Source organism: Oceanobacillus sp. FSL K6-0127 (assembly GCF_037983385.1).
GTDB lineage: Bacteria > Bacillota > Bacilli > Bacillales > Amphibacillaceae > Oceanobacillus > Oceanobacillus profundus.
The window spans coordinates 168028-193468 of record NZ_CP150287.1 but is presented as its reverse complement, the minus strand read 5'-3'; the positions used below and the strand labels follow the sequence as shown (position 1 = coordinate 193468).

Here is a 25441-nt window from a genome sequence, read left to right as displayed (position 1 = left end):
GCACCAAATTCAAAACTAAGACACCATCCCGCTCCGTTAAAGCACCAACCGCCAAATTAAGACACCATCCCGCACCACTAAAGCACCAAATTCAAAACTAAGACACCATCCCGCGCCACTAACGCACCAAACAAAAAAAACGCCAAGGACTATCCCCTGGCGTCATCTAATTAAATCTACTTCCGATACATTTTAAACTGCAAAAACAATTCATTATAATAAGCTAGATTCTGCTGTCCTAGATTCTCATAAACCTCGAGACGTTCTGTTAAATCTGGTGCTGGATAGAATCGTTCATCCTCCACCATATCTTCCGGCATGTAATTCAATGCCTCTTTATTCGGCGTAGAGTAGCTGACATATTCTGTGTTTTGCGCCGCTACTTCCGGGTCCATCATAAAGTTAATAAATTGATGCGCTGCTTCGACGTTACGGGCTGTCTTCGGAATTACGAAATTATCAAACCAGAGGTTCGAGCCTTCCTCGGGAACGACGTAATCAATATCCTCGTTTTCCCACATAATATCAGCTGCATCACCAGACCAGCCGACAGCAATAGCTGCCTCCTCGTTTTGCATGAGTAGCTTGTTTTCATCACCAACAATTGCTTTTACATTTGGCGTAAGTTCTTTTAGTTTGTCTAATGCTTCCTGCAAATGCGCAGGTTCGGTATCGTTCAATGAATAGCCTAGGCTGTTTAGCCCCATACCCATGATTTCCCGGGCACCATCAATCAGCAAAATTTGATTATCGAATTCCGGATTCCATAAATCATTCCAGCTGGTGATCTCTGTTCCTGCTGGTAGTAATGTTGGATTAAAAACAATTCCAACTGTTCCCCAGAAGTAAGGGAGAGAATAACGATTTCCAGGGTCAAATGCTAAATCCAAAAATCGTTCATCTAAATGCTGCATGTTCGGCAACAGCGAATGATCAAGCTCGAGCAGCAGATCTTCCTCGACCATTTTTTCAACCATATATTCCGAAGGGACAGCAACATCATAGGATGTTCCGCCTTGCTGGATTTTCGTCATCATCGCTTCATTGGAATCAAATGTTTCATAAATAATCGTGATTCCTGTTTCCTCCTGAAAGCGACTAATCAATTCTTCATCAATATAATCACCCCAGTTGTACACAGTCAACGTATTGCCACCAGAAAATCCTTGGGAAGCATTTAAACGATTAATCATCACGATCAGGACGATAGAAACAATTACAATAACAAGGAATGCTCTGAAAAGATTTTTCATCTTCTAAAGTCAACTCCTTTCGCACCACTGCCACTACGTTGTGTTAAGTAGTAATACACAACAACAAGCACAATGGTTACAACAAATAAAATCGTTGAAAGCGCATTGATGTTCAAGGAAATCCCTCTTCGTGCTAACGAGTAAATCTCAACAGAAAGCGTTGTGAACCCATTTCCTGTTACGAAAAATGTAACTGCAAAGTCATCCAATGAATACGTTAATGCCATAAAGAATCCGGCAAAGATGCCCGGTGCAATATACGGCAGAATCACCTTCGTTAACACATTCCATTGACTTGCCCCGAGATCACGTGCAGCATCAATTAGTGTTGGACTCATTTCCATAAGTTTAGGCAGAACGAGCAGTACAACAATCGGAATGCTGAATGCAATATGGGACAGCAGCACGGAGTAAAAGCCTAGCTGAATTCCTGCCATCGTAAATAAAATAAGGAAGGAAGCACCGATAATAACATCAGGGCTGACAACCAAAATATTATTCAATGCAAGCAACGTATTTTTCGTTTGTCGTCTTTTATATGCGTGAATGCCAATTGCTCCCAAAACCCCAATCACAGTGGAAATCAATGCAGATAATAATGCGATTACTAATGTATTTAAAACAATAATAAGCAGCCTCGTATCATGAAGCAATTCTTTATACCAATCCAATGTAAAGCCTTCAAACCCACTCATTGTACCGCCACTATTGAACGAATAAAAAATCAAATAGAAGATCGGTGCATATAGGATGAAAAAGATAATAACCAAAAAGATATTCGAGGCAAAGGATGATTTTCTCTCCATATTACACACCTCGCTTTCTAAATCCTGTTAAGCCCATAAAAAGGAACATAATGAGGATTAAAAATACGGCAATGGTTGAACCCATTCCCCAATCCTGTGTAACCAGAAAGTGCTGTTCGATTGCTGTGCCTAGAGTGATCACACGGTTTCCTGCAATCAATCGTGTCAGCATAAATAGGGATAGAGCCGGAATGAATACAACTTGGATGCCTGACTTCACCCCGTCAATCGTTAACGGGAAGATTACTCTACGGAATGTTGTCCATCCAGAAGCCCCTAAATCCTTTGCTGCATATAGCAAACTCGGATTTAAGTTATCCAATGCATTAAAAATCGGCAAAATCATAAATGGAATGAAAATATATACTGAAACAAATACAAAACTGAAATCGGTAAACAATAGCTGTCTTGAGCCAATACCAACCCATTCCAGAAAATTATTGGCTGCACCATAGGCTCCGAATATCCCAATAAATGCATAGGCTTTTAACAATAGGTTAATCCATGACGGGACTATGATTAATAATAACCAAAGCTGTTTATGCTTTGTTCGCGTAAGTAAATATGCTGTCGGATAAGCTACCAATAAGGAGATAGCCGTAATAAGAAACGCATACCAAAACGAGCTTAACGTCATCTGTAAATAAACAGGGGTAAAGAAATTTTTATAATTCACTAGTGAAAAATTACCTTCAATATCAAAAAAGGAATAATACAAAACAAGAAAAATTGGTGCAATAACAAACAAAATGATCCAGAGTGCATACGGGATCATATACAAATTGCGCGTGCCTTTATTTTCCATCAGCTTCCCCCTCCGAATACGAATCTAAACGGCGGTCAAAGTCTTCTTCCGTTTCGTTAAAGCGCATGACGTGAATAGCCTCTGGCTCAAATTGAAGCCCGATTTTATCCCCAACTGTTGCCTTTTTCGTTGATTGGACAAGCCATTCATTGCCTTCTTGGTCAAGTCCGGTGATTTCATAATGCACCCCGCGGAAAAGTTGTGAGTGTACCTCGATTTGCAGCATGCCATCTTCAAACGATGTAATCTGTAAATCCTCTGGACGAATCACGACTTCAACCGGCTCATTAGGGTTCATTCCTTGGTCAACACATTCGAAATTCCCGCCACCGAATGAGACAAGGAAGTCTTCAATCATGGTTGCTTTTACGATATTGGACTCTCCAATAAAGTCGGCAACAAATCGATTGATTGGTTCATCATAAATATCGTTAGGTGTACCACTTTGCTGAATTCTTCCTTTATTAATAACAAAGATTTCATCAGACATGGCAAGCGCTTCTTCCTGGTCATGTGTGACAAAAATAAACGTAATCCCAAGGCGGCGCTGCAGCTCACGCAATTCGTACTGCATTTGATAACGAAGCTTTAAGTCGAGTGCAGACAACGGCTCATCAAGCAGAATAACCTCTGGTTCATTGACAATAGCCCGGGCGATTGCAACACGTTGGCGCTGACCGCCAGACATCTCTTTAATTTCCCGGTCCTCATAACCGGAAAGGTTCACGAAGCTTAAAGCTTCTTTTACTTTGGCTGCAATTTCCGATTTTTTCATTTTTTTAATACGCAGTCCAAAAGCGACATTTTCAAAAACATTTAAATGAGGAAAAAGGGCGTAATCCTGAAACACGGTATTTACTTGACGTTTGTTAGCTGGAATATGGTTAATCTTTTTCCCGTTAAAATAAATATCACCTGAAGTTGCTTCTGTAAAACCAGCAATCAAGCGAAGTATTGTTGTTTTACCGCAGCCAGAGGGACCAAGCAATGTATAAAATTTCCCTCTTTCTATCTCAAAGCTTACTCGATCCAATACAGGGGGATCCTGGTCATATTGCTTTGTAACATTATGAAATTGAATAATAGCAGAATTCGTCATAGCAATCTCCTTTATATAAAAATGACATGATGCAGTTGATTTGATGGAATTTGAAACGTTTGTTAATCGACAAGATTAGCGTTTAGGTGAACAGGGTATAGAAGTCTAAAGGTTTATTGCCTTATCGTGAATCCAGTAGGTTCAACGGCGCTTCTGCCTTTACGTTTTTGTTCACTTTTTCTCAGATTCGAGATAATTATACATGAAAAGTAAAAAAAAGAAATTACTTTTTTTCATTGAATAAAACGTCTCTATCACGAGGATGTTAAGTGATAGAATCCAACGTCATAAAATGGACAAATTTATAAATAAAAGTGACACGTTGTCATGAAAATTATTGACATATGACATTGTGTCATTTAAAATAAAAATTGAACAACATGACATGATGTCACAAGGGAGAAGTATGGAGGAAGGAAATGCCTAAACTTACATTTTTTAATCTACCGGAGATGAAGCGGAACAAATTAATCAGAGCAGCCGAAGCAGAGTTTTCAAGAGTTCCATTGTCTCAAGCCTCCATTTCAAACATTGTAAAAGCTGCAGAGATTCCGCGGGGAAGTTTTTATCAATACTTCGAGAATAAAGAGGATGCATATTATTTTTTATTGGAGGAGCAGTGGAATAAAAGGCAGGATAAATTTATTGCTTCGTTGAATAAGTATAATGGGGATATTTTTGAAGCATTCAAAGAGCTATTCCAGCTCATGCTTGAGGAAAAGAAGACAGAGGATGGCTACAATTTTTTAAAGAATGCTCTACTGAATGTGACACATGAAATTGAGGATGTATTCACAAGGATTTTTGATGAAAAGCAAATCGATACCAACAGATTGAAGGAAATAACGCCACTCATCAATAAAGAATGTTTGAATATATCTGGTGAAGATGAGTTCTATCATATTATTCAGATCATTACGTCGGTCACATTCCGCAATTTAGTGGAAAAGTATTCGCGGAATATGTCCAAGGAAGAAGCCCTGGAGAACTTCATTATTGAAATGAATTTGCTTAAAAAGGGTTTATACAAGTAATTTACCGTACACAACGAGGAATACATGTACTGAAAACTACAGAAAATGGGGTATGATAAATGACAGTTACAATTTATGGAGCTGCATGTTCGTCGACAAGGAAAGCAAAGCAATGGTTTTCAAGGCAAGGGATTCATTACAAGGAAAGAAATGTGATAAAGGATCCGCTCACTGTTCATGAATTGCAAAGCATTTTACGGATGACAGTTGAAGGCACGGATGAAATTATTTCCACACGATCAAAGGTTTATAAGGATTTAAATCTGGATATTGAATCTTTACCATTACAAGAACTATTAGAGCTTATTCAGAAGCACCCTCGATTATTAAGAAGTCCGATCATGGTGGATGATAAGCGATTACAGGTTGGCTACCATGAGGATGATATACGTCAGTTTCTACCAAGAAAAACCCGTGAATACCAGTGGTTGCAATGGAGAATGGACCATCTTCAGTTAGCAAAAGGGTAACATTTCCATATGAAGGGCAGGGGTGGCTTTTGTGAGTTTGATTGCAAAACAGACCTATTGTAAGGTAATACGTGAAGTGAATAGTTTAGAACAAAAAGATACGGAACAAACACGCACGATGTATTTGTATGATGACAGGGTTGTCACACAGTACAGGGAATTTAAGATACATGATGTGCTGGATATTTCCTATCGATTTATAGGCGATGATGGAGGGTTGCTCTATTTGCATACCATTAATGGAGTATATCCTTATATCGTCAAATCCTCTCCGAAAGCTTTTGTCGAAGCATTCAAGGAATTTCGAAAAACATTATAATACATATACCACCTTTGAACATCACCTCTTTTTAAGTAAGTTAACCGCAAGCGTTCTTGGTAAGTAGAAGTATACATCTACCTGCTTCCATAATTACAAGCAACTCAATAAATACCTACCTTTAAAAATCTAATACACAAAAAAACAGCTGTTCTAAAAGATGAATAGTTGTTTTTTTACTTAAACATATTCTTCCATTATTACGTAAGCTTTACCTTCTTTTAAGAAATGGTTTTCCGTTTCTTGTAATCCAAATTTTTTATAAAAAGCTACCTTATCCTTTCTTGCATTACACCAAATCTTCTTAATTCCGAAATGCTTTGCCTCCTCGAGAACGTAGGATAACAATGCACTTCCGTGTCCATTACCTTGTTCCCGTTGAATTGTAGCAAATTTACGAAATTGGCATTCTCCATTTTTTATAAAAAGTGAAATCACAGAAGTAAGTTTGTTGTTCTTAAAAAGACCTAAATGGATACCTGTATCATCATCATCTAATTGAATGAAGTCAAAGGGCTTATCTGGCCACATGACTTTATGTCTTATCTCCCATGCATTTTCCTTCTCTATTTTTGTAATGTAGATTTTCATGATAACCTCCAAAGTCGTAATGAGAATATTAGTGGTATGGCAAGAATTCCACCTACTGTGGTTCCTTATAACTTGATTTTATCTCTTTTAGCGGGCGATTAGCAATCATCGAAGGATGAAATTGTTCCGTTTCCTATTCCCTGCACCACTAGTTGTTGGTTTGATCGGCTCATCACTACGCTTTTAACTTACTAGTTCCTAACAGGGCATTTGTGCATAGACTAATACAGGAATAAATAAGGGGTGTAAATGAATGGGACTATACATTAATGATAGAAACCATAAGAACATGTATAAAGGCCGTGACAAACTCCAAGGACAAAACCAAACACTTTTCGTACAAAATCATGTATCGGAAATGGTAAAGGAGCAGCAACGAATCAACGGGAAGCTTGCTCGTACACTTCTTGGAATTAAAACAATGTATGAACAGCAGTATGATGAGAGTGAAAATAAATGGACGCAAATAGAAGCGCAACTACAGGAGTTACGGCATTTTAATGCGCATCATGAACAGATGGAAAAACAGGTTGTAAGCTATTTGAAGCAGTTGGAAAAAGACAATATGAAACTACGCGAACTAATCGAAGCAGATCAATTATCCGAACAAGAAGTAAGAGAACAATGGAACCAGATTAATTCCTCCTATGAAGAAATTGCTAATCAGCTTGAAACGGTTGCCAAGGCAAATGAACAACTATCATCGAAAATCGATAATCAAGCTAATTTCCAAGATCAATTGTCAAAGCAGCTATCTGTTCAAGATGAGTCGACTAAGAGGATGGATAGCGGTTTGAAAAAACAGCAAGCATTGTCCGAAAAAATTGCCAGGGCAAATGAACAACTATCATCGAAAATTGATAAACAATCCAATTTTCAAAATCAATTAACTGAACAACTATCTGCTCAAGGCGAGTTGACAAAGCAGATAGAGAAGCGCATCGTAAATCAAGAGGCGTGGACGAAAAAGGCAAATGAAGAGCTATCATTGAAAGCAGATAAACAATCCAATTACCAAGCTCAGCTGTCCAAACAATTATCTGCTCATGGAACGTCAATGAAGCAAATAGAGAAGCAACTGGAAAATCAGAAAACAATGACCGAAAAGGTTGCGGAGTCAAATGAACAGCTAACCTTAAAAGTAGATAAACAAACCGATATCCAAGAACAATTGGCAGAACAACTATCCGCTCAAGTCGAGTCGAACAAAAAGGTAGAGGAGCTAATGGGAAATCAGGAAGCATTGACTAAAAAGCTTGCAAAGGCAAATGGGCAGCTAACCTTAAAAGTAGATAAGCAAACTGATTTTCAACAGCAGTTGTCAGAACAATTATCTGCTCAAGATGAGTCGAATAAAAAGATAGAGGAGCGCATGGAAAGTCAGGAAGATTTGGTGAAAAAAATTGCGAAGGCAAATGGGAAGCTGGCATTGAAAGTGGATAAACAAACCGACTATCAAGAACAGCTGTCAGAGCAGCTATCTGCGCAAGGCGAGTCGACGAAGCAAATAGAGAAACGGATGGAAAGTCAGGAGGCATTAACGGAAAAGGTTGTCAGGCAAATGGGCGATTTTCGGAGTGTTTTATTCGAACGTACTAATTATTTATCGGAGAAAATAGAGGAGACGTATAGCTATATTCTTAGTCAGCTAACGGATTGTGACCAAATCCACTCGAACTTTTTGCTGTACGAAAGCCAGAAGCAGAAAGAGAAGAGCAAATAGAAACAGGGGCTGGTATATGCCATTGCATATACAGCCCCTGTTTTTGTAAACCTTTAGAAAATTATTCTTTACACTTTCTTTATACTTTTCTGGACTTATTCTTTATACTTGCAGCTTATTCTAAATGTATCAACATGGAAAGGAAGATTATGTGTGGCAGAAATTATTCTTAAAGCGGCAAATATCTCAAAAATATATGGTAAACACAAGGTCCTTGATAATGTATCGATTAAAATCAAACGTGGAATGATCTATGGATTAATCGGTGAAAATGGTGCAGGGAAATCCACTTTCATGCGTGCTGTGATGGGATTAATTGCGATTGACGGTGGAGACATCGAGCTGTTTGGTGAAACGAGTACGAAAGGATTACAGCATGCGAGAAGGAAGATGGGGCAATCGATTGAAATGCCAGCACTATACCCTGATTTGTCAGCTCGAGAGAATCTGCAGGTGCAAGCGGCAAATGGTGGCGTCGGTGAACGAGAGATTGCTGATTTACTTCGTCTAATGAACTTGGAGCATACAGGGAAAAAGAAAACAAAGCACTTTTCGCTAGGGATGAGGCAACGTTTAGCAATTGCGTCGACATTAATAACTAATCCCGAATTCTTAATCTTGGACGAACCGACAAATGGCTTAGACCCATCTGGTATTGTCGAAATGCGAGATATGATTCAACGATTGGTGACAGAACGTGGAATTACAGTATTGCTTTCGAGTCATTTGCTGGATGAGCTTTCCCAAATTGCTACACATTACGGTATTTTACATGAGGGGAAAATTATAAATGAACTATCCAAGGAAGATCTAGCACGGGTTGCACGGCAATACATTGAAGTAGAAACAACAGAAGTGGAAAAAGCAGTCGTTGTACTTGATGAAATGGGAATCCAAGACTATGAAGTGATCAATGGAATCGAAATTCATATTTATGAGCGCTTGGACGAGGCTGCTGCAATCAATCGTGCATTGGTTTTAGAGAATGTGAGAGTTTCCAGAATTGGAACAACAAGACAAAAACTAGAAGATTATTTCTTGCAATTAACTGGAGGAACAAAGAATGTTTAATCTTTTAACAGCTGAAAAAATAAAAATGCGTCGGAGCAAAAAATTATGGATCGCCTTAGCTATCTTATTTATTCTTCCTATTATACAAGTAATAAATAGCCAGCTAACCGTTCACCATGGGACAGAGCTCGTTCAGGTGATTGATACAGTCATTAATGGAGCGACAGGAATCCTAATGATGAAAAAGAATGGATTTACGATTTTATTGGTGCTAATTGTGTTTATTAGCTTATTTATCGGGGAAGAATTTCAGAATGGAACGATTCGTAATACACTGTCCTTAGGACGAAGTCGCGTACATTATTATGTATCAAAATTCCTCGCAGCAGCAATTTTTGCCTTTGTTGGTGTACTTGGAATGACAATGCTTGGAATAGCTAGCTATACAGTTGTATTTGGCTTTGGTGAGGTTGATGGAATTACGAATTATATTCGTTATGCCATTCAATCCTTTAGTGTGCTTTATCTATTAATTTTGGCGAATGTATCGATTTATGTCCTGATCAGCTTTCTAACAAAAAATAGTAGCATCTCGATTGTGTGGAGTTTTCTTTACACGATTGCCACTGGATTTCTCCCAGAAATTTTTCAGCACACAGAAAACTTTGGTCATGTCACATTCTGGTTTACAGAGACATTTTTATTCTACTTTTATTTTGTGAGCCCGGCAGATATCGCCGAGATCCCAAGGATGATTGTAGTGAGTATTATTACCATTGTGTTATCATCAGGATTAGGAATCCTTCTGTTTAAACGAACTGACATAAAGTGAAACTATATCACGAGATAGAACCAGGAGGCTAAGGGCTGTTATTCGTCCTCCACGTTTTTTTCTTGCTTGTGCTTAGAAGTGGCGTGTCAGAGCCCGTAATGCATAATAAAGTAGGTCGATAGGATGGCAACAATATTAATTATTGAGGATGATCATGCAATTCATTCGCTGATTAAAGAGGCATTGACACTGCAAGGCTTTAAAACCTTAAGTGCATATTCAGGCACAGAAGGGAAATTATTACTGGAACAAAGTCAACTAGATGTTATCTTGTTAGATTTAATGCTGCCTGGGATGGATGGAGAAGTTTTTCTGCAGGATCTTCGGAAGGATAGCATGATACCGGTGATTGTGATTTCGGCTAAGAATGACCAAGCTTCGAAATTGGATATTTTGACGAATGGTGCGGATGATTACATTACAAAACCTTTTGATGTGAAGGAGCTGCTCCTACGTATTCATATTCAATTACGCCATGCTGCAAAGGCTGTATCCAACGAAATGAAAGAAATCCTGTATCAGGATATTCGAGTGAATTTAGATACTCGCGAAGTGAAAGTCAATGATCAGCTGGTCCATTTAACGGGACGCGAATACGCGATTCTGCTCTTATTCCTGGAGAATCCGAAAAAAGTATTCAGTCGTGCCAATATATATGAAAGTATTTGGAATGAACCGTTTTTTAATAGTGATAAAACGATTAATATGCATATAAGTAATTTACGAAATAAATTAAACCAAGCTGATACAAACTATATTCAAACAGTATGGGGTATTGGCTTCAAATTTGATTAACGAAAGGAGCGTGAATGTGATGTGGGGATGGGTTTTTGCCTTCTTTGCATTTGTGCTCCTTCTTTATGTTTACTTTTTAAAGCGAGAACTTCGAAAGTTGAAGCGGGAGGTTAAAGAGCTTCCGAATCGTTCAAGTTTTGGCGGAAGGCTTTCAATTGATTTTCGTGATGAGGTATTGCTTGACTTGATTGAGGCGCTGAATCAGATGATCGATGCTTTTGAGAAAAAAAATCAACAAGCAAAGCAAATGGAAGAGAGTGTCAAGCTGACCATCGCTGGGCTTTCCCATGACCTCAGGACTCCGCTAACATCGATTAACGGCTATGTCCAGTTATTGCAAGAGACGACGGATGAAGCGAAGCGGCTGCATTATATATCAATTATTAAACAGTCTGTTGAGCGTTTAATGGAAATGACTGATCATTTCTATGACTTGGCCCGTATTGAAACCAATCAAAAGGAAATAGTGTTTTCTTCCATAACATTATCTAATTTGGTGGAGGAAGTTGTCTTATCCTTTTATGAACAATTGGAGCAAAAACAAATAGAAATCGATTTTTCGGCACAACAGCACAACTACCAAATTATTGCCGACGAGTTCATGTTAGTACGAGTTATCCAAAATGTCGTTCAAAATATAATTCGTTATGCCAAAAGCAAAGCAGTAATCAGCTACGAGAAACAAGGGGGCGATATCATGTTCAGCATTAAAAATGATATTAAACCAGATAGTAAAGTGGCGGTAGAAAAAGTATTTATGCGTTTTTATACAGAAGTTGCAAGCAGAACGAATGCGGAAGCCAGTGGATTAGGGCTATACCTCTCTAAAAATCTGGTTGAAAAAATGGATGGAAAAATGGATGCGGCGTTGCATGGAGAGTGGTTCATCATTAATATTAGACTGCCTATGAATAGAAGTCAGCTTTGATGTTTTTAGTTAACATGCTGCAATGGGAGCTAAATTAGAAAAGGCTAGTAAAAAAGGCGAGACAGCTTTGATTAAATTGCCTCACCTTTTTATGTTTGTTATTGTCTTTCGGTTTCCTTTTCGAGCTTATGAATCCGAACAGACGCAATAATCAGTGCTCCTATTAGAAATAAGCCAAGATAGCCGATAAGTGGATAGAAGTAGCTGACAAGATCTGTAAATCCAAAAAAGCTTAATAAATAGGCAATTACTAGAGTGACAACAAGGAAAGCTTTAAATTTCGGCGTTCCTATTTCGACAAACCGTGCGCCGAATGAGAAGAACATGCTTGCTGCTGTATTAAAGATCATACCGAACAAAACAATTGCCATGAAAAAGCCTAATGCTGGAGATACTTGATTAGCAAGCTGCAGCATTGGCATTTCATAACCTTGTACAAGGTCAATTTTTGAGAAAATCGCAAGGTGGCTTAAAATAATAAGAACCCCGATTCCTAATCCGCCAACAAGTCCTCCAAGAGCTGCCGTTTTTTCATTACGCTGGGCCCCGCCCATTACAAGCGACATCGAAGCGCCAACCGCGATATTAAACGAAACGTAGTTAATTGCGGAGATAAACCAGTTTGGTAGTGTCGTCGGTTGCTCCATTGCAATCGAATTAAGATTGGTAAATGTATTATCCATTGATAGTACACTATAGATCGACAGGATAATGACGATTAGAATTAGAAACGGTGTAATACTGCCAATAATCGCTACGAATCGATTTACCTTTGCCATTCCTGCAATAAGCACGAGAATAGTCATCAGGCTTGTCCCGACAAAATATGGGAATTCAAATTGCTGATTTAAATTTGAACCAGCACCTGCAATCATAACGACTCCTACACCGAACAGTGTGAATATAATGATGTAGTCAATGACAACTCCAAGATAACGTCCGCTAATTTTGTAAATAGCATCCCGATGAGAGGTCGTCTGCATTCGGCTGCCAATTTGCATTAAAACCATGCCCAGGTAGGCGAATAACGCACTTGCAATCACGGCCCCAATAATACCAAGGAGACCAAAGCTCGTGAAGTACTGTAAAATCTCCTGCCCAGAAGCAAAGCCAGCACCAACAATGACGCCTATGAAAGCACTGCCGAGCTGCAAAATTTTCTTCATACTATTCTCTCCCATCTATTTCCTATCCATGTTGTCCTTGTATCCCTTTTCAAAATAGAAGAAGTACTTAGAAATCCAGATCAGTCTAACTGTGATACGTGAAATCTCTATGACATAGCTTTTAGTGATCTTCTTTCTATAAGTTTCAGGGAGAAATATAATTAGTATAGCATAATTTTTTGTGAATTCACCTTTTTCAATGGTAAAATGAATCTATTGTCACATGCAATGTAATTTATAGATGAAAATGAGAAAGAAGGTATCTTTATGATACATAAAAGTTATCGTGATACATGGACAGAAATATCTTTGGACGCGATTGAGGCGAATGTACAATCCTTCAGAAGACATATTGGAACTAGCAAGTTTATGGCAGTCGTTAAGGCGGACGGTTATGGACATGGAGCGGTGCAGGTTGCGACAGCTGCGACGGAAGCTGGTGCCGACTACTTAGGCGTTGCGCTTTTAGATGAAGCGCTCCACTTGCGGGAAGCGGGAATTGATGTCCCGATTCTTGTGCTGGGTTATACTGCTCCACACGCAGTAGAAGAGGCGGTGAAGCACGACATTACCCTTACCGTTTTCTCGGATGAATCAATCAAGGAAATGGAACGCGCTGCAAATGTATGGAATAAACAAGCGAAGGTGCATTTGAAAATAGATAGTGGCATGAATCGCATTGGGGTTCGTGATCAAAACGAGGCGCTTCAAATTTGTAAGTCTTTTAACGACTCTAAAGTTATACTAGAGGGGATATTTACACACTTTGCCGACGCTGATAACCCAGATTCTGCTTATACGTATCAGCAATATAAAAATTTTACATCATTGGTTGACTACCTGAACCAACATCAAATCGAAATTCCGTTAAAGCATTGTTGTAATAGTGCTGCAACGATTGCGTATCCTGAGATGCATTTGGATATGGTACGTGTCGGTATTAGCTTGTATGGACTTTATCCGAGTGGGCATTTGCGAGCAACAATTCATTTAAAGCAGGCGATGAGCTTAAAAACAAAGCCTGCCATGATAAAAGAGGTACAATCCGGTCATTCGATTAGCTATGGATGCACCTACACACCAGATGCTACATCTGTAATTGCGACATTACCAATCGGCTATGCGGATGGACTTTCCAGGCAACTTTCAAATAAGGGGGAAATGATGGTTAAAGAATTGCGAGTACCGATTGTTGGTAGAATATGTATGGATCAAACGATGATTGATGTCACTGCTGTTGAACAGATTAGCAAAGCAGATACTGTTACGATTTTTGGCGATCCTGAGGATGGTTATATTTCACTCGATGAAGTAGCAGAGCATATGCAAACGATTCATTACGAAACGGTTTGCTTAATCGGAAAGCGTGTTCCAAGGGTATATGTAAAAGGTGCTGCCAATTAATTACGAAGGATGCTCCAGAAGGCATCCTTCGTAGTGATAAAGGTCATTTACCTAATTGTATCTCATCAAGGCCTGCCAATTCTACGGATTGTTCATGATTCATATTATCGAGCGGAAAAACAGTGGCTGTCTCCTGATTAGCATCCAATGATTGAATATATACCGGAATACCTCGGAAGTTCACGTTGACCATTTCAATCGACTCCAAAATTTCCAATGCACGTTGTCTATTCATGATATCCTCCTTTGCTTGGCAAGTTGCAAAGTTTATATCTTTCCTAATTGCTAAGGCCTTTGCCTAAAAGCTTAAGAAGAACCAGCTTCTAACAGTGTTATTTTCTGTTGGTTTTGAGATGGTTATACGAGGCAATTTTTAGACCTGGTGCATGACAGAACTGTTATAGACATTCCAATCTAAAGTTGTTACTATTTAGAAAAGAAAAGATGCTGGAATGCTTGTTTCCCATAAACTTTTGACTTAGGAAAGGTGTAAGATGAAACCATTTACTGCAAACGTAATTGCAATTATCAACCAAATACCAGAAGGAAGGGTCATGACTTACGGACAGATTGCTAAAGCAGCAGGAAGTCCACGGGCTGCCCGTCAGGTTGTGCGAATTTTACATTCAATGAGTAGAAAGCATCGCCTTCCTTGGCATCGTGTCATCAACGCGAAGGGGCAAATCGCTATTCAAGATAAATTTGGAGCATTGGAGCAGAAATCGCAGCTGGAAGTAGAAGGTGTTGAGGTCAGCTGTAAGGGAGAGGTGGATTTGGAACGATATCAATTTCATGTGAGTACCGAGATAGATATGTTATAGAAAATTCGGGAACAAATACATATTCAATTTTAAAAATTAAAGTTATACTATAGATAAGTCTTACTGTTACTAAAAGATAGGTACTAATATTATCATGATAGATAAGTGATCTAAACGTATTACAATAAATTTTAGGAAAAGGATGGTCGAGATGGAGTTTAGCATGCATGAAAATGGTTTCGAATCTGAATTTGATTTTGGAAAATTAACAATATCGGGCAAGGATGAGTTTGGGTTTAGACCATACGCATTACTAGTATCCTCCATAGCTGGTTGCAGTGGCGGGGTTTTGAAGCAAGTGCTTACGAAAATGCGCATTGCTTTTGATAATATTGCCATTACTGCGGATGTGAAACGAAATCCAGATATAGCAAATCGTGTCGAAGAAATTAAATTGCACTTTACCATTTTCGGTAAGGATCTTCCTGAAAAAAAGGTGGAAAAAGCGTTAGAGCTAAGTTCAAAAAACTGTTCGATGGTTCAATCCGTAAAAGGGAGTATTAACGTTATCGAGACCTTTGAAATAAAGGAATAACTAATTGTTCGATTAAGTCTGGAGGGAAAGAAGGAGGCAGTTTTTTATTGATAACGAAATCCCTTGTTAAAAAGATTCTAAAGCTGGCCGCTGTCATTGCGGTCATCATTTTCGTTTACATATATTTCTCAGCATTTTTACCAGTATTATTAGCATTATTGACTGCACTCATGTTTGAGCCTTTTGTAAGATGGCTGAAGCTGAAGATGAAAGTAAGGAAAAGGGTTCTCCCAGTTACCATTACCTTTACCCTGTTTATTGCTATCTCCAGTTTGCTGGTCTATATCACATTAACCCGTGTGGTGGAAACAATTTATAATTTTACATTGCAAATTCCTACCTATGCATTTCAGGTACAGCGGTTTATCAATGATGTCATTATCCGTTTTAATGAGCTAATTGAAGATATACCAATCGCTCATGTTGTTATTCGGGAGCTTGAGAACCAATCCAATAGTGTAGTGGAAACAGCTTTGGATGTTACATCCTATTTATTAACAATTCTCGGCTCGTGGATTCAATCTGTCCCAAATCTTATCTTTGTGTCATTGATTTATTTGATGACGCTATTCTTATTCAGCTTGGACTTGCCTCGATTAAAACGGTTATTTTACAATTTATTCAATCGAGATACATCGGAAAAGCTGCGTTTCGTTAACCAACGACTAGGAAAGGTTTTCCTTGGTTACTGGAAAGCCCAATTTATCCTAAGTATTGGTGTTTTCGTCATTACGTATGCAAGTCTTTTGTTTATTTCACCCGGTGCCGCATTAATAATGTCTGTCATCATTTGGCTAGTCGATATTATTCCATTATATGTTGGACCAGCGCTTGTGCTGATTCCATGGGGACTTTTGGCCATGATGCTCGGAAATGTTGGAGCAGGAATCCAACTTATATTGCTTGCTCTTATCATAACCATTTTAAGGCGTATCATCGAGCCGAAAGTATTAGGTGATTCTATAGGACTTGCGGCACTCCCGACTGTGCTTTCTATGTATTTTGGTTTTGTGTTTTTCGGTGTGATGGGGCTAATCCTCGGGCCGTTCGTTTATATAGCGATTCTTTCTGCAAAAGAATCAGGCTTGTTTGATTTAGGCTTAAGCAAAAAAGATGAAGAAATAATTTGATTGGCAAGGCTGTTACGATTAAGTAACAGCCTTTTTATATGCAAATGGTGGAGAAGCGGCACAGAAGTAAATAATTACATTATAATAAGAATGAAGGAACATGCGAATGTTTATTTCCTAAGCATCAAATTGTATTTCGAAAAAGCAAGTCGGTATAATAGGACGTGAGTTGTATTCATAACATACGAGAACTAAAAACAGCTGATCGCTTCATGATGAAGGGATAGTCTGATTATATGTGATATAGATGATTTTTGGGAAAGGGGGATCACAATGAAGGTTTTGGGGATTTCTGGGTCAATCGTTGGCTCCAAAACGCGAATTGCTGTTGAAAATATATTAAACCGGATAAACGAACAGTATGAGGATATCGAAATTGAACTTATTGATTTGAAGCAATATAACCTCGTATTTAGCGATGGAAGGGATTATCGTGATTATACAGGGGATACAAAGTTAGTATTAGAAAAAATAATGGAAGCGGATGGCTATATTATCGGGACACCAACATTCCAAGCATCTATTCCAGGTACATTAAAAAACCTGTTTGATTTGCTTCCAATGGATGCATTTCGGGAAAAAGTTGTCGGTCTCGTATCGACAGCTGGATCAGCAAAACATTATTTAGTGGCTGAACAGCAGTTGAAGCCAATCTTGAATTATATGCAAGCAATGGTTATCCCGAAATATGTATTTATTGAAGAAAAGCATTATCATAAACAAGCAATTATAGATGATGAAATTGTTTTTAGGCTTAACCGATTGGCAGATGATGTTGTCTTTTTTCTTCGGACAGCAGTGCAAATGAAAGCATCTGAAGAATCCGCATACCCATTCTAATAATCAAACAGGTTCCTGCAAAGCTGCAGTGCCTGTTTTTTCTTTTTATAAATAAGGTAAGCAAATAATTTTACGGTTACTTTTTATAACTATATAATAAAAAAGAATTAAATGTGTTGCAATAAGTAAAAAACGATGGTATAGTATAAGTAATTCAAGTATGTTGAATTAAAATTAATTGAAGAATGTAAAACATTTAGGGGGAAATAGAATGTTAAAAATAGGTATTATTCAAGGTAGTGTACGTCAAGGACGTAACGGAGATGCAGTTGCAAAGTGGATGCATGATTTTGCAACAAAACGTAATGACGATGTAACTTATGAAATCGTAGACTTAGCTGAATATAAATTGCCATTCCTTGGTGAAGAACTTCCAGCAGAAAGACAGGCAGAAGCAGAAACTGCAATTAAAGCATGGTCCGAAAAAATTGCTTCATTCGATGGTTATATTTTTGTAACTCCAGAGTACAACCATGCAATTGGTGGCGCATTGAAAAATGCATTGGATTTCTTAAACCCAGAAGTGAACAACAAAGCAGCTGGTTTCGTTGGATATGGTAGCTTAGGCGGTACACGTGCACACGAAAACCTTCGTCTAATCCTTGGTGAACTACAAGTTGCAGATGTGCGTACTGCAGTAACGTTCTCACTAATGACTGACTTTGAAAACATGAGCGTATTCAAACCTGCTGACTTCCATGCAGATAATGCAAACGGAATGCTTGATCAAGTAATCGCTTGGAGCAGTGCTTTAAAAACAGTTCGCAATTAATAAAAAGTAAATTTTAAGAAGTAAAAAAGATACCTTATAAATAGAGAAAAGGTATTGGGTATCATTGGACTAATAATGGGCAGCTACCCCTGAATAACTATGTTTACATAGTGCTAGGCTTGGGTTACTGCCTCTTCTTTTTAAAGGGTCAATTTAAACTTAGATAACGGACAGGAAAGGTTGTGAACATACAATGGGATTTTTTGATAAATTATTCGGTAGATCAAAGCAAGCAGCAGCACCAGTACCAAAAGAGAAATTGAAAATCGCTATTGTGCAAGGCAGTGTGCGCCAAGGCCGTAATGGGGAATCAGTTGCTAACTGGATGTACGACTTTGCAACAAAACGAAATGCCGACGATGTCACATATGAAATTGTAGACTTAGGAGCATATAAATTGCCATTCCTTGGTGAAGAACTTCCAGCAGAAAGACAGGCAGAAGCAGAAGCTGCGGTTAAAGCTTGGTCTGAAAAAATCGCTGCATTTGATGGTTACATTTTCGTAGCACCAGAATACAACCATGCAATTGGTGGGGCATTGAAAAATGCATTAGATTATTTAAACCCAGAAGTAAACAATAAAGTAGCAGGTTTCGTTGGATACGGTAGCTTAGGTGGGGCGCGTGCACATGAAAACCTTCGTCTAATCCTTGGTGAGCTGCAAGTTGCAGACGTACGTACTGCAGTAACATTCTCGCTAATGACTGACTTTGAAAACATGAGCGAATTCAAACCTGCGGATTACCATGCAGACAATGCAAACGCGATGCTTGACCAAGTAATCGCTTGGAGCAAGGCATTTAAGAAAATTAGATAATTGAAAGGAGGGTTGTCATTTATGGCAGCCTTTTTCTTTTTCGAACAATAATAGAAGGCTTCACATTTCGTTATGCAAAATGTAATGCTGTTCAGTTGAGATGTGTAGTATGGCATAGTAGAATAAGAAGGCAGAAGAGGGGTGGGAAAGAAAAGTGGAAATGAAACATTTACAGTATTTTATTGAAGTCACGCGTGCTGGCAGTTTTACGCATGCCGCAGAAAAATTATATATGACACAGCCTGCAATTAGCAGAATTATAAAATCGTTAGAAGATGAACTGGAAGCCTCGCTTTTCATTCGTTCACGAAAAAAACTATCTCTAACAGATGCTGGAAAAATTCTCTATGAGCACGCTCAAGTGATGGAAAAGCAGTTCCAAGCGTTACGACTTGAGTTGGAAAGCCTTTCGTTCCTAAAAAAAGGCCATATTCGTATTGGCTTGCCCTCGATTATCGATTCCGTTTTCTTCTCTAAATTAATCGCATCTTTTCATAAAGAATATCCAGATATTACGTTTCAATTAATAGAGGATGGATCAAAGCGAATAGAAGAAAAAGTGATGAATGATCACTTGGATTTTGGCGTTGTCTTCCTGCCTACCCGCCACAACTTTTTTGATTGCTATTCGTTGGGAGAGGAAGATTTAAAGCTCATCGTACCCGCCGACCATGAGCTTGTAAATCGGCAAGAGGTCGCAATTGCTGAATTAAAAGAAGAAGATTTTATTATGTTTAATAAAGATTTTGCACTGCATGATCATATATATTCGGCTTGCAGAAAGTCTGGCTTTGAACCGAGAATTATTTCGGAGACCTCACAGATGGACTTTATAGAGGAAATGGTAGCTTCAAATCTTGGAATAACCTTATTACCAGAAAGTACGATTAAAGGCTTAAAACGTGACGTAAAAGAAATAAAACTGTCCCATCCGACAATTAAGTGGCACTTAGCAATGATTTGGAAAAAGAATCAAGCATTATCACCTGTCAAACTTGAATTTATCCGATTTGCAAAAGTGAATCTGAACAATACATAAGACCTCCTTTTAGGTGAGTCTTTTTTATTTGTTTATCTAAAGCGTTTACAAACACTTTTGTTATGAATAGCATCGGATTTCAGCATTGTACTTTGGTTATCGGGGCGTTATACAATAGAACCTGTACATAACAATGTATCTACATCAGATAAACAGTTTGCTGTAGCAATAAAAAGTAGTAAGGTGATTAGTTTATGAAAGCAAGAAAAATGGGAGAAACACGCATTATTCAGAATGACCAGGTTCTAATTAATGATTTAAATAATTATCATACATTATTCGGTGGAGTTCTTATGAAAAAGCTTGATGCCTGTGCAACACTTTCAGCTTGTAGCCATGCAAGAGTTAAGGAATGTGTTACGGCCTCAACCGATTCGGTGAATTTTATAGAACCAATACGTCAAAGTGATAAAGTTTGTATTGAGTCATTCGTAACGTATACAGGGAAAAGCTCGATGGAAATATTTTGCAAAGTAATTGCTGAAGATATGCTAACTGGTGAACGAAGAATTGCTACCACGGCTTTTTTGACATTTGTTGCGTTGGATGAGAATAAAAAACCGATTGAAGTTCCTGCAATTGTCGCGGAAACAGAAGAAGAAAAGTTCCTCTACAGCACTGGTGAGGAACGTGCAAAGATTCGAAAGTTAAAGAGGCAGCAAAATAAAGATATCGTTGCTCATTTATCGATCAATAAGCCTTGGAATTAAGCGATAATAGAAAGGAGCGGATAGGGTGTTAATAACAACGAATTTAAAAGAATTGATTTCAGCAAAAGAGGCAATTGACGAATTGGGACATACAAAGCCAGAATTATTCCAACGGTTCTTAAATGTGATCCAGCTTACGCGCCAATTACAGTTTAATTATCAATATTTGGGTTGTTTAATTATGGATGAAAATCCAGATGAATGTAAACCAAGCATTCATAATACCTATGCATTTAGTGTGTTTGAACAGGAAATAGAAAAACTTAAAGCAGATACTACAATCATCGAATTGCAGTATTTACTAGCTTCCAATAAGCGAATTGGCTATGCAAATTTATGTAAGCTGGTAATCGGTGAAAACCCTCGATTTTTAGTAGGGCCACAAGTAGTATAAGAGGTTATAAAAATCCCTAAGCAACCAGCTTAGGGATTTTCGGGTTATTAAACCTGAACTGTTAATATCGCTATTAAACCAGTTGGGTTTATTTCTCTCCACTTAGTTCTACTAATATTTTGGCTTGTGATTTATCGTTTGATAATGCTTCAAATCCTTTTTCAACAATATCATCCAACTGTATTTGATCGGTAACAATGCCTTGAGGTTTCAATTGACCAGTTCCCATCAAATCCACTGTCTGTTGGAAAGAAGTCGGTGTATAAGCAATAGATGACGTAATTTTTACACCTGTGTTCGTAAGGTGAATTGGATTCCACTCAATTGGTCTAGCGAAAATAGATACGATTACCATTGTTCCTCGTGCCCGTGTAGCGTCGATCGCCTGTTTGAATGTCGGGGCAACTCCCGCAACTTCAAAGGATACATCAACACCATCTGGAACTAATTCTCGAATCGCTTGAACAGCATCTTGTTCACCAGAATTAATGATATGGGTTGCACCTAGTTCCATTGCTTTTTCAAGTCTTGTTTGGGATAAATCTAGAACAATAATCTTGCTTGCTCCTGCTGCTTTAGCTGCAATGGCTGTTAAAAGTCCAATTGGACCTGCTCCGAATATAGCAACTGTATCTCCGAATTGCAGTCCACCTTCTTTTACAGCTTGTACAGCAACAGCGGTAGGTTCTACCAATGCGCCGTCCTGTAAAGTTAATGTGTTTGGCAGAAGATAAACATTCGATTCTGGAACATTCGCGTATTTCGTAAATCCACCATCACCATGCAAGCCGATAAAGCTGAATCCATCATATGCATCCATATCTTCAGGTTTATTTCCATATGTTATCGTTGGGTTAATTGCTACTTTGTCGCCCACTTTAAATTTTGTTACGTTTGTTCCTACTTCTTCTATCACTCCAGCGAATTCATGTCCCATTGTTAATGGAGCAATTTCACCTGTTAAAGGGTCCTTTTCGTTTACTGGTACAAATACTGGACCTTCTTCATATTCATGTAAATCACTACCACAAATACCAGCCCAAGCTACTCGAACCTTTACTTGAGTGTCTTCTAAAGGTTTTACTTCCACCTCTTCAATTCGGATATCCTTTTCTCCATGCCAAACTGCTGCTTTCACTGTTATTACCTCCTGATGATAAAAGTTTTCTGTAAATCAAAATACCTAGTACTTCGTTTGAACCCAAAAACTAGTTGATAAATAAAACTTTTTACATAAGTCAATTATATCACTCGGAGTTTTGGGAAACTATTAATATGCTTGGTGCATGGGGATGTCATATACTATTTCTTGAAACTGCATATAGGTAATGTTAACTATTCATGTTATTCTTTAGATTCTCGATATACTCTTTTCCTTCTATTAGTGAAAGTCCTAAAGATGCTCTCGCTTCTTTAATGGCTTTAATCTCTTTTCCATCCTGAATTAATTCATATAGTCTACCATTTATCGGATGTTCTGGGATTTCGACCTCTTTCATAACCTGTTCTAACGAAGTTTTCAACTGTTTCATATTTTGTTCAAGCTTATTTATTTTAGCAGTCAAATAAATGAAAATAATCAATATGATGCTAATGAAAGTAAATTCCAATCCTATCGCTCCTTTTCTGCTATGCTAGCTTGTAGAATTTATCCCTATTTACCAAACAATTCGATTCCCGCCTGCAACTATGCTGCTTATGCTATGTGCAATTAAAAATTGACCGCCATAATAAGGCAACATTACCAGTACATTACTAGAAGGGACTGGTGCAATAAACATATTCCATGCAAGGATAGAGTCAGAAATAACGAACAGCACACTACCAGCGATTGCCCATCCATTACCCGTCATCACGGCGGAAAAAGTCATTAGTGAAATAATGAAAATATAAGCAATCACAGGAAAAATTAATCCTGCATTCCCTTCTTGACTTAATGCCTCAACTAACCGGAATCCGATAAAACATGCAAATCCGGCAATTGGGATAATCATAGTCAAACGCATCTTTGAATATTTCCATTGCGTAAAGAAACCAGCCATATAAAATAGATGCCCAATGAAAAATGCGGTCAATCCAAATAGAAACCAGTGCAGTGTCGCATCGCCTATGATACAAAAAGCAAGGCCGGTAATAAGCAGTAGATGTGTTCGAGTTTTTTTTCGAGGTAAAAGCTGAAGAGCATAAATCAAAATCATAAACATTGGAACCAGTTTAAAAAACAAGCTAAATAATAATGGTCCTGTCGGTACGATAAATAGATAAACAAGACTCATTGTGAGTATTAGTAATGGTAATTGGTATAGAATCATTCTGTTCACTCCTTGGATGTGTCTTACTAAGAGATTCGATGAACAAGGGAGAAATCCTTTTTATTCTTCTAATTTACATAAATTACATTACAATTGGAAAAATAATTAGATAGCGCTATCAATTGTTGGATGATTGGCGATAATTCGCTTACAAATTTATGGAAAAAGCAAACTTGACCTTTACAGTATGTTGAATTTGCCTTAAAATTGTCGGGTATGTTTTATAACAGAATTCATTTTTCAACTTAGAGGAGGATTAACATACGATGGATTCAAGAGATAAGGATGCCATACTAAAAACCGTTCCACAAAAAGGTTTCTTTGGACATCCGAAAGGTTTATCGACATTATTTTTCACGGAGTTCTGGGAACGTTTTTCTTATTATGGAATGCGTGCCATACTCTTATTTTATATGTACTATGAGGTTACAGACGGCGGATTAGGAATAGATCAAACTACTGCCAACTCGATAATGGCGATTTACGGCTCGCTCGTATATATGTCTGGTATAATCGGTGGATGGATTGCTGACCGGATTCTTGGGATGAACCGTACCGTATTTTACGGTGGTGTTCTAATTATGCTTGGTCATATTATCCTTGCTTTACCAGGTGGCTTTACAGCATTACTTGTGTCCATGCTGTTTATCGTTATTGGTACAGGATTGCTAAAGCCGAACGTTGGTGGTATGGTTGGCGAACTTTACAGCAAAAAAGATCCACGACGTGACTCTGGTTTCAGTATCTATTACATGGGTATTAATATGGGTGGTTTTATTGCACCGTTTATTGTCGGAACAATTGGACAAACATATAACTTCCATCTTGGCTTTGCAATAGCGGCCGTTGGGATGTTTGCTGGCTTGGTTGTTTACCTATTATCACGGAAAAAATACTTTGGTCTTGCTGGACTTCAAGTTCCAAATCCACTTAGCGGAGAAGAGAAAAGAAAGACTACGAAAATTATCACTCTCGCTGTTATTGTATTAGCTATAATCGGATGGGCTGGTGTAACAGGTGGTTGGTTAACGATTGAGCGGGTTATATTCTCGATTAGTATTCTTGGGGTGATTATCCCTACAGTGTATTTTATTACGATGTATCGTAGTCCGAAAACAACAGCGGACGAACGCTCGCGTTTACTAGCATATATTCCGTTATTTGTGGCAGCAATGATGTTTTGGGCGATTCAAGAACAGGGATCGAATATTTTAGCGACTTATGCAAACGAACGGACACAGTTGTCGTTTGCTGGCATTGAAATACAATCCTCTTGGTTCCAATCTCTAAATCCATTATTCATTGTGATGCTTGCACCAGTGTTTGCTTGGCTCTGGGTAAAGCTTGGGGATCGTCAACCAAGTACACCGCAAAAGTTCTCCTTTGGATTAATTTTTGCTGGGCTTTCATTTATCGTCATGATTTTCCCTGCGGTATTTAACGGAACAGAAAGCTTAGTTAGCCCGCTTTGGCTCGTTCTTAGCTTCTTCCTAGTTGTGCTAGGTGAACTCTGTTTATCACCAGTTGGTTTATCAGCGTCCACGAAATTGGCGCCAGCGGCATTTGCTGCCCAAATGATGAGTTTATGGAATCTATCCAATGCCTCGGCACAGGCTATTAACGCCCAGGTCGTTCGTTTTTATTCCGTAGATACGGAAGTTATCTACTTTGGTGTAATCGGAGGAATTGCGATATTACTTGGTATCGTATTGCTATTAATAGCACCGAAGCTGAAACGGTTCATGCGAGGAATTAACTAATTTTAATGATTAAGATAAATGGGAAGCTGAATCAAGCGCTAAAAAGCATGTTTGATTCAGCTTCTTTTTTATGTG

Annotated in this window: 29 protein-coding genes; 19 read left to right on the top strand and 10 right to left on the bottom strand. The window is 38.3% G+C overall.

All coding sequences use genetic code 11. From position 1 onward, the window contains the following. Positions 1 to 176 precede the first annotated feature (176 nt). The 4 genes from MHH64_RS00920 to MHH64_RS00905 are packed head-to-tail and all read right to left on the bottom strand — an operon-like array spanning position 177 to position 3963. Positions 177 to 1253: an ABC transporter substrate-binding protein gene (locus tag MHH64_RS00920; protein ID WP_340002499.1), complete on the bottom strand. Its 1077-nt coding sequence runs from the start codon at positions 1251 to 1253 to the stop codon at positions 177 to 179. Next, the gene (locus tag MHH64_RS00915; RefSeq protein WP_095310555.1) at positions 1250 to 2059 is read right to left on the bottom strand and encodes an ABC transporter permease; all 810 of its coding nucleotides are present in this window, start codon (positions 2057 to 2059) and stop codon (positions 1250 to 1252) included. Before MHH64_RS00915 ends, MHH64_RS00920 begins: the two co-directional genes overlap by 4 nt. 1 nt (position 2060) lies before the next feature. Continuing rightward, positions 2061 to 2864 (bottom strand): ABC transporter permease, encoded by an 804-nt coding sequence (locus tag MHH64_RS00910; RefSeq protein ID WP_340002498.1) that lies wholly within the window; start codon positions 2862 to 2864, stop codon positions 2061 to 2063. Continuing rightward, positions 2854 to 3963, bottom strand: a complete 1110-nt coding sequence (locus MHH64_RS00905) for an ABC transporter ATP-binding protein (RefSeq protein WP_095310559.1) — start codon at positions 3961 to 3963, stop codon at positions 2854 to 2856. The genes MHH64_RS00910 and MHH64_RS00905 overlap by 11 nt, the downstream gene beginning before the upstream one ends. Positions 3964 to 4382: 419 nt before the next feature. On the opposite strand from MHH64_RS00905, the gene MHH64_RS00900 reads away from it, so the two are divergent. The 3 genes from MHH64_RS00900 to MHH64_RS00890 are packed head-to-tail and all read left to right on the top strand — an operon-like array spanning position 4383 to position 5786. Beyond that, the gene (locus tag MHH64_RS00900) at positions 4383 to 4997 is read left to right on the top strand and encodes a TetR/AcrR family transcriptional regulator (RefSeq protein WP_095310562.1); all 615 of its coding nucleotides are present in this window, start codon (positions 4383 to 4385) and stop codon (positions 4995 to 4997) included. Between the two features lie 59 nt (positions 4998 to 5056). After that, a complete protein-coding gene (locus MHH64_RS00895; RefSeq protein WP_095310565.1) occupies positions 5057 to 5467 on the top strand; it encodes a Spx/MgsR family RNA polymerase-binding regulatory protein in 411 nt (136 codons plus the stop codon). Positions 5468 to 5498: 31 nt separating this feature from the next. After that, on the top strand, positions 5499 to 5786 hold the full coding sequence (locus MHH64_RS00890) for a hypothetical protein (protein ID WP_095310567.1): 288 nt from the start codon (positions 5499 to 5501) through the stop codon (positions 5784 to 5786). Between the two features lie 180 nt (positions 5787 to 5966). Here MHH64_RS00890 and MHH64_RS00885 read toward each other — a convergent pair whose 3' ends face one another. Further along, complete coding sequence (locus MHH64_RS00885) at positions 5967 to 6377, bottom strand: GNAT family N-acetyltransferase (protein ID WP_340002497.1); 411 nt, start codon at positions 6375 to 6377, stop codon at positions 5967 to 5969. 253 nt (positions 6378 to 6630) lie between these two features. On the opposite strand from MHH64_RS00885, the gene MHH64_RS00880 reads away from it, so the two are divergent. The 5 genes from MHH64_RS00880 (at position 6631) to MHH64_RS00860 (ending at position 11666) form a co-directional block, all read left to right on the top strand. Beyond that, positions 6631 to 8100 carry a hypothetical protein gene (locus tag MHH64_RS00880; protein ID WP_340002496.1) on the top strand — a complete coding sequence of 490 codons (1470 nt, stop codon included), beginning with the start codon at positions 6631 to 6633 and terminating at the stop codon, positions 8098 to 8100. A gap of 153 nt (positions 8101 to 8253) precedes the next feature. Beyond that, on the top strand, positions 8254 to 9171 hold the full coding sequence (locus tag MHH64_RS00875) for an ATP-binding cassette domain-containing protein (protein WP_303446946.1): 918 nt from the start codon (positions 8254 to 8256) through the stop codon (positions 9169 to 9171). After that, on the top strand, positions 9164 to 9943 hold the full coding sequence (locus MHH64_RS00870; protein ID WP_095310574.1) for an ABC transporter permease: 780 nt from the start codon (positions 9164 to 9166) through the stop codon (positions 9941 to 9943). Before MHH64_RS00875 ends, MHH64_RS00870 begins: the two co-directional genes overlap by 8 nt. A gap of 123 nt (positions 9944 to 10066) precedes the next feature. Then, on the top strand, positions 10067 to 10738 hold the full coding sequence (locus tag MHH64_RS00865) for a response regulator transcription factor (RefSeq protein ID WP_095310576.1): 672 nt from the start codon (positions 10067 to 10069) through the stop codon (positions 10736 to 10738). 19 nt (positions 10739 to 10757) lie between these two features. Continuing rightward, complete coding sequence (locus MHH64_RS00860; RefSeq protein WP_340003243.1) at positions 10758 to 11666, top strand: HAMP domain-containing sensor histidine kinase; 909 nt, start codon at positions 10758 to 10760, stop codon at positions 11664 to 11666. Positions 11667 to 11764: 98 nt separating this feature from the next. On the opposite strand, the gene MHH64_RS00855 is transcribed toward MHH64_RS00860, so the two are convergent. After that, positions 11765 to 12832: a hypothetical protein gene (locus tag MHH64_RS00855; RefSeq protein ID WP_095310580.1), complete on the bottom strand. Its 1068-nt coding sequence runs from the start codon at positions 12830 to 12832 to the stop codon at positions 11765 to 11767. A gap of 267 nt (positions 12833 to 13099) precedes the next feature. Here MHH64_RS00855 and alr point away from each other — a divergent pair, with 267 nt between their 5' ends. Beyond that, on the top strand, positions 13100 to 14236 hold the full coding sequence (gene alr / locus MHH64_RS00850) for an alanine racemase (RefSeq protein ID WP_340002495.1): 1137 nt from the start codon (positions 13100 to 13102) through the stop codon (positions 14234 to 14236). Positions 14237 to 14279: 43 nt separating this feature from the next. Here alr and MHH64_RS00845 read toward each other — a convergent pair whose 3' ends face one another. Further along, positions 14280 to 14471 carry an H-type small acid-soluble spore protein gene (locus tag MHH64_RS00845; RefSeq protein WP_095310584.1) on the bottom strand — a complete coding sequence of 64 codons (192 nt, stop codon included), beginning with the start codon at positions 14469 to 14471 and terminating at the stop codon, positions 14280 to 14282. Between the two features lie 259 nt (positions 14472 to 14730). On the opposite strand from MHH64_RS00845, the gene MHH64_RS00840 reads away from it, so the two are divergent. From MHH64_RS00840 to MHH64_RS00800, 9 genes are all read left to right on the top strand, one after another. Beyond that, complete coding sequence (locus tag MHH64_RS00840; RefSeq protein WP_340002494.1) at positions 14731 to 15057, top strand: MGMT family protein; 327 nt, start codon at positions 14731 to 14733, stop codon at positions 15055 to 15057. 151 nt (positions 15058 to 15208) lie between these two features. Further along, positions 15209 to 15592 (top strand): OsmC family protein, encoded by a 384-nt coding sequence (locus MHH64_RS00835; protein WP_095310588.1) that lies wholly within the window; start codon positions 15209 to 15211, stop codon positions 15590 to 15592. A gap of 47 nt (positions 15593 to 15639) precedes the next feature. Then, positions 15640 to 16722: a sporulation integral membrane protein YtvI gene (ytvI, locus tag MHH64_RS00830; RefSeq protein WP_240033696.1), complete on the top strand. Its 1083-nt coding sequence runs from the start codon at positions 15640 to 15642 to the stop codon at positions 16720 to 16722. A gap of 273 nt (positions 16723 to 16995) precedes the next feature. Next, positions 16996 to 17562 carry an NADPH-dependent FMN reductase gene (locus MHH64_RS00825; RefSeq protein WP_095310590.1) on the top strand — a complete coding sequence of 189 codons (567 nt, stop codon included), beginning with the start codon at positions 16996 to 16998 and terminating at the stop codon, positions 17560 to 17562. 211 nt (positions 17563 to 17773) lie between these two features. Continuing rightward, positions 17774 to 18334 (top strand): NADPH-dependent FMN reductase, encoded by a 561-nt coding sequence (locus MHH64_RS00820; RefSeq protein WP_095310592.1) that lies wholly within the window; start codon positions 17774 to 17776, stop codon positions 18332 to 18334. A 193-nt stretch (positions 18335 to 18527) separates the two neighbouring features. Then, positions 18528 to 19151 carry an NAD(P)H-dependent oxidoreductase gene (locus MHH64_RS00815; protein WP_095310594.1) on the top strand — a complete coding sequence of 208 codons (624 nt, stop codon included), beginning with the start codon at positions 18528 to 18530 and terminating at the stop codon, positions 19149 to 19151. Positions 19152 to 19305: 154 nt separating this feature from the next. Further along, positions 19306 to 20190 (top strand): LysR family transcriptional regulator, encoded by an 885-nt coding sequence (locus MHH64_RS00810; RefSeq protein WP_168927268.1) that lies wholly within the window; start codon positions 19306 to 19308, stop codon positions 20188 to 20190. Positions 20191 to 20384: 194 nt separating this feature from the next. Further along, positions 20385 to 20900 (top strand): acyl-CoA thioesterase, encoded by a 516-nt coding sequence (locus MHH64_RS00805; RefSeq protein WP_251660070.1) that lies wholly within the window; start codon positions 20385 to 20387, stop codon positions 20898 to 20900. Between the two features lie 25 nt (positions 20901 to 20925). Next, positions 20926 to 21294 carry a hypothetical protein gene (locus MHH64_RS00800; RefSeq protein ID WP_251660068.1) on the top strand — a complete coding sequence of 123 codons (369 nt, stop codon included), beginning with the start codon at positions 20926 to 20928 and terminating at the stop codon, positions 21292 to 21294. Positions 21295 to 21382: 88 nt separating this feature from the next. On the opposite strand, the gene MHH64_RS00795 is transcribed toward MHH64_RS00800, so the two are convergent. The 3 genes from MHH64_RS00795 to MHH64_RS00785 form a co-directional block, all read right to left on the bottom strand. Continuing rightward, positions 21383 to 22432: a 2,3-butanediol dehydrogenase gene (locus MHH64_RS00795; protein ID WP_095310601.1), complete on the bottom strand. Its 1050-nt coding sequence runs from the start codon at positions 22430 to 22432 to the stop codon at positions 21383 to 21385. Between the two features lie 193 nt (positions 22433 to 22625). Then, positions 22626 to 22904, bottom strand: coding sequence for a hypothetical protein (locus tag MHH64_RS00790; RefSeq protein WP_118888396.1), 279 nt, complete (start codon positions 22902 to 22904; stop codon positions 22626 to 22628). 48 nt (positions 22905 to 22952) lie between these two features. Next, positions 22953 to 23606 (bottom strand): lysoplasmalogenase, encoded by a 654-nt coding sequence (locus MHH64_RS00785; protein ID WP_340002493.1) that lies wholly within the window; start codon positions 23604 to 23606, stop codon positions 22953 to 22955. 266 nt (positions 23607 to 23872) lie between these two features. Here MHH64_RS00785 and MHH64_RS00780 point away from each other — a divergent pair, with 266 nt between their 5' ends. Then, positions 23873 to 25366: a peptide MFS transporter gene (locus MHH64_RS00780; protein WP_095310608.1), complete on the top strand. Its 1494-nt coding sequence runs from the start codon at positions 23873 to 23875 to the stop codon at positions 25364 to 25366. Positions 25367 to 25441: the final 75 nt, after the last annotated feature.

Coding starts and splice junctions, on each gene's coding strand:
- MHH64_RS00845 (WP_095310584.1), bottom strand. CDS start 14,471: ATGAATAGACAACGTGCATTGGAAATTTTGGAGTCGATTGAAATGGTC.
- MHH64_RS00885 (WP_340002497.1), bottom strand. CDS start 6,377: ATGAAAATCTACATTACAAAAATAGAGAAGGAAAATGCATGGGAGATA.
- MHH64_RS00905 (WP_095310559.1), bottom strand. CDS start 3,963: ATGACGAATTCTGCTATTATTCAATTTCATAATGTTACAAAGCAATAT.
- MHH64_RS00835 (WP_095310588.1), top strand. CDS start 15,209: ATGGAGTTTAGCATGCATGAAAATGGTTTCGAATCTGAATTTGATTTT.
- MHH64_RS00805 (WP_251660070.1), top strand. CDS start 20,385: ATGAAAGCAAGAAAAATGGGAGAAACACGCATTATTCAGAATGACCAG.
- MHH64_RS00910 (WP_340002498.1), bottom strand. CDS start 2,864: ATGGAAAATAAAGGCACGCGCAATTTGTATATGATCCCGTATGCACTC.
- MHH64_RS00900 (WP_095310562.1), top strand. CDS start 4,383: ATGCCTAAACTTACATTTTTTAATCTACCGGAGATGAAGCGGAACAAA.
- alr (WP_340002495.1), top strand. CDS start 13,100: ATGATACATAAAAGTTATCGTGATACATGGACAGAAATATCTTTGGAC.
- MHH64_RS00815 (WP_095310594.1), top strand. CDS start 18,528: ATGGGATTTTTTGATAAATTATTCGGTAGATCAAAGCAAGCAGCAGCA.
- MHH64_RS00855 (WP_095310580.1), bottom strand. CDS start 12,832: ATGAAGAAAATTTTGCAGCTCGGCAGTGCTTTCATAGGCGTCATTGTT.
- MHH64_RS00860 (WP_340003243.1), top strand. CDS start 10,758: ATGTGGGGATGGGTTTTTGCCTTCTTTGCATTTGTGCTCCTTCTTTAT.
- MHH64_RS00920 (WP_340002499.1), bottom strand. CDS start 1,253: ATGAAAAATCTTTTCAGAGCATTCCTTGTTATTGTAATTGTTTCTATC.
- MHH64_RS00820 (WP_095310592.1), top strand. CDS start 17,774: ATGTTAAAAATAGGTATTATTCAAGGTAGTGTACGTCAAGGACGTAAC.
- MHH64_RS00785 (WP_340002493.1), bottom strand. CDS start 23,606: ATGATTCTATACCAATTACCATTACTAATACTCACAATGAGTCTTGTT.
- MHH64_RS00825 (WP_095310590.1), top strand. CDS start 16,996: ATGAAGGTTTTGGGGATTTCTGGGTCAATCGTTGGCTCCAAAACGCGA.
- MHH64_RS00895 (WP_095310565.1), top strand. CDS start 5,057: ATGACAGTTACAATTTATGGAGCTGCATGTTCGTCGACAAGGAAAGCA.
- MHH64_RS00840 (WP_340002494.1), top strand. CDS start 14,731: ATGAAACCATTTACTGCAAACGTAATTGCAATTATCAACCAAATACCA.
- MHH64_RS00780 (WP_095310608.1), top strand. CDS start 23,873: ATGGATTCAAGAGATAAGGATGCCATACTAAAAACCGTTCCACAAAAA.
- MHH64_RS00915 (WP_095310555.1), bottom strand. CDS start 2,059: ATGGAGAGAAAATCATCCTTTGCCTCGAATATCTTTTTGGTTATTATC.
- MHH64_RS00880 (WP_340002496.1), top strand. CDS start 6,631: ATGGGACTATACATTAATGATAGAAACCATAAGAACATGTATAAAGGC.
- MHH64_RS00865 (WP_095310576.1), top strand. CDS start 10,067: ATGGCAACAATATTAATTATTGAGGATGATCATGCAATTCATTCGCTG.
- MHH64_RS00870 (WP_095310574.1), top strand. CDS start 9,164: ATGTTTAATCTTTTAACAGCTGAAAAAATAAAAATGCGTCGGAGCAAA.